Raw genomic sequence first — 4,236 nt, forward strand, 5'->3', positions numbered from 1 at the left:
GGCCGCCGCGCCCGCGACGAGGACCGCGGCGGCCAGGGCGAGCCCGGTGTCGGCCGCCCACCGGGGTCGCGGTCCGGGCGCCGGGGTCCGACCGCCGGGCCGGGGTCGCAGCGCGACCAGCAGCGGCAGGGCGGCGACGAGGAAGTAGGCCAGGTCGTTGGGGTCCTCCAGCGGGCCGCTCGCGCGGGTCGCCCCCTCCACGAACAGGCTGTGCAGCGCGCCCGCCGCCGCCACGACCGCGCCCGCGACCGCCGCGCCCAGCACCTGCCGCGGGGTCGCCTCCCGTGCCGCCACGTCCACCAGCACGGCGGTGACCAGCAGGAACGGCAGCCAGCGGAGGGTGTAGTCGATCGTGTAGGCGCCACCGGCGTGCAGCGCGGAGGACGCCAGCAGCACCACGGTCAGCAGCGCGAGCACGGCGTGGACGGGGTGCGGCGCGGGGAGCGACCGCTGGCGGACGCGGACGGCGACCCAGGCGAGGACCAGCAGGGCGGGCGGCAGCTTGGCCAGCTGGTCGTGCCACTGGAGCAGGTAGCCCTCCAGCGGCGCGGCGAAGGCGGTCGCGCACGCCAGGGCCCGCAGCGGGAGGGCGGCCGGCGGACCGGTCCCCGGGGAGCCGGGTGCCGGGGGTTCGACCGCGAGGATCCCGGGGGTCGGGGCGCCGGGCGTGCGCGGCTCGGTCATCCGGACCGCGCCAGCAGTCCGGTGTCGCGGTCGGGCAGGGCCGCCAGGCGGCGCACGTGCTCCCCGGTGCCCACCACGTCGAAGCGGCGGCGCAGCGCGTCGAGCACCCAGCCCAGGAACTCGACCTTGCGCGCGCCCGGCACCGCCATCCCGGGGAAGAACTCCATGCCCGGCGCCTCGGTCGCGCCCAGCACGTCGGTGGGGTGCAGCAGCAGCGAGGGCTGCACCCCGCGCGCCCGGCACAGCCGCACCGCGGTGGTGAAGTAGCCGCGGGCCAGGCGGGGCGAGAGCTGGTGCAGCTGGAGCAGGTAGGAGCCGTGGATGGGCACGCGCAGCAGCGGCATCGTGGTCACCGGCAGCTCGACCAGGCCCGCGCCGACGCGCCAGCGGTAGGCGGCGTTGGGCGCGCGGACGCGGCCGAAGCCGCCGAACAGGTCGCGGTCGCCGCCGCCCGGCGCGGTGCGGTTGTGGTAGGCGCGGGCCAGCGGGCCGATCCACGTGGGCAGGGTGCTGGCGTCGTAGTCGTAGCCGCGTTCGGCCAGCAGCTCCAGCAGGTCGCGGGTGACGCTGTAGCCGGGGCCGCGGAAGCCCCTGGGCCGGGGCGCGCCCGCGGCGGTGATCGCGTCCTCGGCGCGGGCCAGCTCGGTCGCCAGCTCGGCCCGCGAGTAGCGGTGCAGCCAGGGCTCGTGCCCGTAGGAGTGGTTGGCGACCTCGTGGCCTGCGGCGGCGATGGCGGCCACGGCCTCGGCGCCGTCGTCGCGCTCGGCGTCCGCGCCCACCACGAACACGGTCGTGGTGAGGCCGTGCGCGCCGAAGACCTCCAGCAGCCGGGGCACGGCGGTGCGCAGGAAGCTGGGCCGGCGCTCCCACGCGGGGTCGCCGTGGGTCTTCAGGTAGGCCCAGAGGTTGTCCAGGTCCAGCGAGACGCTGGCGGTGCTCATCCGGTCACCCGCACGGGGCTCGGGGCGAGCCGGTCGGCGGAGCCGAGCAGCAGGACGCCGGTCACGACCAGCCCGACGCCGAGCACGACCCACCACTCGCGGCCGGGCACGACGCGGTCGCCGAGGGCGGCGATGCCGACCACCGAGGTGACCACGACGGTGGTGGCGTCCATGGTGGCGGCGGTCGAGGTGGCCGAGCCGCGGCGCAGGCCCAGGGCCAGGTAGGACTGGCCGACCAGGGCGGCCACGACCATGAGCCAGGACAGCGCGTTCAGCGGCAGGGCGAGCACCGGCTCGTCGGCGATGGTGCGGCTGGTGATCGCGACCACGGCGAACGCGAGCCCGGCGAGCGCGGCCAGCGGCACCGCGGCGCGCACCTTGCGCTGGACCGCGGCGAGCAGCGCCAGCGGGAGTCCGAAGAGGACGAACGCGGCGAGCGGCGGCAGGTCGTGCGCGGTGGACGGCGTCGCGGCCGCCACCAGCAGCACGAGCCCCAGCGCCATCACCGCGAGCACGGCGAGTTCGACGCGCCGCACCCGCCAGCCGAGCACGAGGACGCCGAACAGGGTGGCCAGGCCGACCGCGCACGACGACCCGGCCTGCACCAGGTAGAGCGGCAGCTCGGCGCGGGCGAAGAAGGCCAGCGCGAAACCGGCGAGCTGCCCGGCGAAGCCCAGCAGGTACAGGCGGTCGCGCGCCAGCCGGGCGAGCAGCCCGGGTCCGCCGAGGTCGTCGGCGGCGCGCCGGGAGGCGACCGACTGGGCGACCACGCCCAGCGCGTACATCACCGCGGACGCGGCGAGTTCGAGGTAACCAGTCACGCGACCCTTCCCCAGCGGGGCGATCCGATGTCGGAGGGGCAGCGTAAGGTGCGGGAAACGCCTTCTCTTTCGAGCGATGGGCGATTACACGAGCGAGTGAACTCCCTGGTTACACAACGACATCCTCAGGACACGGACTCGGCGACCGCCCACCCGATCCGGACGAGCTGGTCCTCGCTCAGCGGCAGCGTCTCCCGGCCCGCGCCGGTCCGGTTGAACGCCCGCCGGTCCGCCTGCGGCGCGAAGTCCGGGCTGCCGTAGTTCGCCGCGGAGATCGCGTAGACGTCACCCGACGGCGCGTAGACGCGCAGCTCCAGGTCCAACGACTGGAACGGCTCGCTCACCCGCACCTCGTAGAGCTGGACCACCGCGCCGTTGTCGAGCACCGCGCGGCGCGGCGGGTTGCAGTTGCCCACGGCGAACACCTCGTCGTCGGCCGCGGCGAGCGGCGCGAGGGGCGTGCGGCCGACCCTCAGCCACACGCTGCCGGTGCCCCCGTCGTCGGTCACGTCGATCCAGCGGGTGTGCCCGTCGACCGACTCGGGGTGCTTGGCCTTGTTGGCCGGGAAGGTGTGCGCGTGCGGTTCGCTCACCTGGGCGGGTGACACGACCTCGCGGACGGCGGTCGCCCACGCGTTCAGCACGCCCGGTGGCGGGTGGGGCATCGACCACTTCGTGGCCACGTCGTCGAGCACGCCCAGGTCGCACTGGGGGATCGACAGGATCTCGCGCCCGGGCGGCGGCGGCGCGGTCCACGCCGGGGTGAAGGTGCCGTAGGGGGTGCGGGCGTCGATGTCCATCGTCGTCAGCAGCGGCCGGGCGGAGGGGGCGGGCGGCGACGTGCGCGACCCGTCGGCCGGGTCGGTCGGGCCGCCCGCCAGGCCGCCCAGCGCCACCGTGCCGACGCCGACCACGCCGACCGCCACCAGCGCCCCGGCCACCGCGCCCGCCCGGCGGACCAGCAGCCGCCGCCTGCCGCGCCGGACCACGTCCGCCAGGTCGGCCCGCGCGGGCGGCGCCGGTCCGTCCACTTCGGACTTCAGGGCCCGGCTCAGCTCGTCGCTGTCCCTCCACATCACGCACTCCCCGGGGTCACGCCGCGATACGCCTCGCGGAGCGTCTTCAAACCGCGCGCGGTCTGGCTCTTCACCGTGCCCGTCGAGCACCGCAGCGCCTCGGCCACCTGCTCGACCGACAGGTCGTGGACGTACCGCAGCACGAGCACGGCCCGCTGCCGCGGCGGCACCCGCTGCAGGGCGGCCAGCAGCGGCGGTCGTTCGTCGGCGGCGTCGGTGCCCGGCGGCACGGCGACCTCCGGCGGTTCGGCCACCACCTGCTCGCGCTTGCGCCACCGCCGCCTGCCGTCCAGGAAGAGCCTGGTCACCACGGTGCGCAAGTACGCCTCCGCGCTGTCCCGGCGCACCCGGGACCAGTTCGCGTACACGCGCACGAACGCGTGTTGCGCGATCTCCTCCGCCTCGCCCCAGTTGCCGCACAGCGCGTGCGCCGTGCGGCGTGCCTGGTCGAACCGGCTCGCGAAGAACTCGGCGAACTCGTCATCGCGTCGCACTACCGGCCCCTCCTGTCGGTCACCACTCCTACGCGGTCCGGGCGCCACGGGTTGCACCCGTCCGACAGTTGCCGGTTCGGCAACTTTTGTTGTCACCAGCGCGGGCCCGTCCGGAGGATCGGGGTCATGACCACCACCGAGGAGTTCTGGGAGACCTTCTACCGCGAGCGCGACCAGGTCTGGACCGGCCGCGTCAACGAGCTGCTGGCCAGGGAGGTGT

The 4,236-nt window shown here is 75.6% G+C and carries 4 protein-coding genes and 1 pseudogene; all 5 read right to left on the reverse strand.

Going from position 1 to position 4,236, the window contains the following annotated elements; all coding sequences use genetic code 11:
- A pseudogene (locus tag ACFV4N_RS40485) lies at window positions 1-684 on the reverse strand (hypothetical protein); the annotation flags it as partial.
- Window positions 681-1,625: a polysaccharide deacetylase family protein gene (locus tag ACFV4N_RS40490; RefSeq protein ID WP_499677993.1), complete on the reverse strand. Its 945-nt coding sequence runs from the start codon at window positions 1,623-1,625 to the stop codon at window positions 681-683. The pseudogene ACFV4N_RS40485 and the gene ACFV4N_RS40490, both read right to left, overlap by 4 nt.
- The gene (locus ACFV4N_RS40495) at window positions 1,622-2,446 is read right to left on the reverse strand and encodes a hypothetical protein (protein WP_499677994.1); all 825 of its coding nucleotides are present in this window, start codon (window positions 2,444-2,446) and stop codon (window positions 1,622-1,624) included. The genes ACFV4N_RS40490 and ACFV4N_RS40495 overlap by 4 nt, the downstream gene beginning before the upstream one ends.
- Before the next feature lie 125 nt (window positions 2,447-2,571).
- Entirely contained in the window at window positions 2,572-3,522 is a 951-nt protein-coding gene (locus ACFV4N_RS40500; protein ID WP_499677995.1) for a hypothetical protein, read from the reverse strand.
- Window positions 3,522-4,016, reverse strand: coding sequence for a SigE family RNA polymerase sigma factor (locus tag ACFV4N_RS40505; RefSeq protein WP_499677996.1), 495 nt, complete (start codon window positions 4,014-4,016; stop codon window positions 3,522-3,524). The genes ACFV4N_RS40500 and ACFV4N_RS40505 overlap by 1 nt, the downstream gene beginning before the upstream one ends.
- Window positions 4,017-4,236 lie beyond the last annotated feature (220 nt).

This window comes from Actinosynnema sp. NPDC059797 (assembly GCF_042732085.1).
In the GTDB taxonomy this organism is placed as follows: domain Bacteria; phylum Actinomycetota; class Actinomycetes; order Mycobacteriales; family Pseudonocardiaceae; genus Actinosynnema.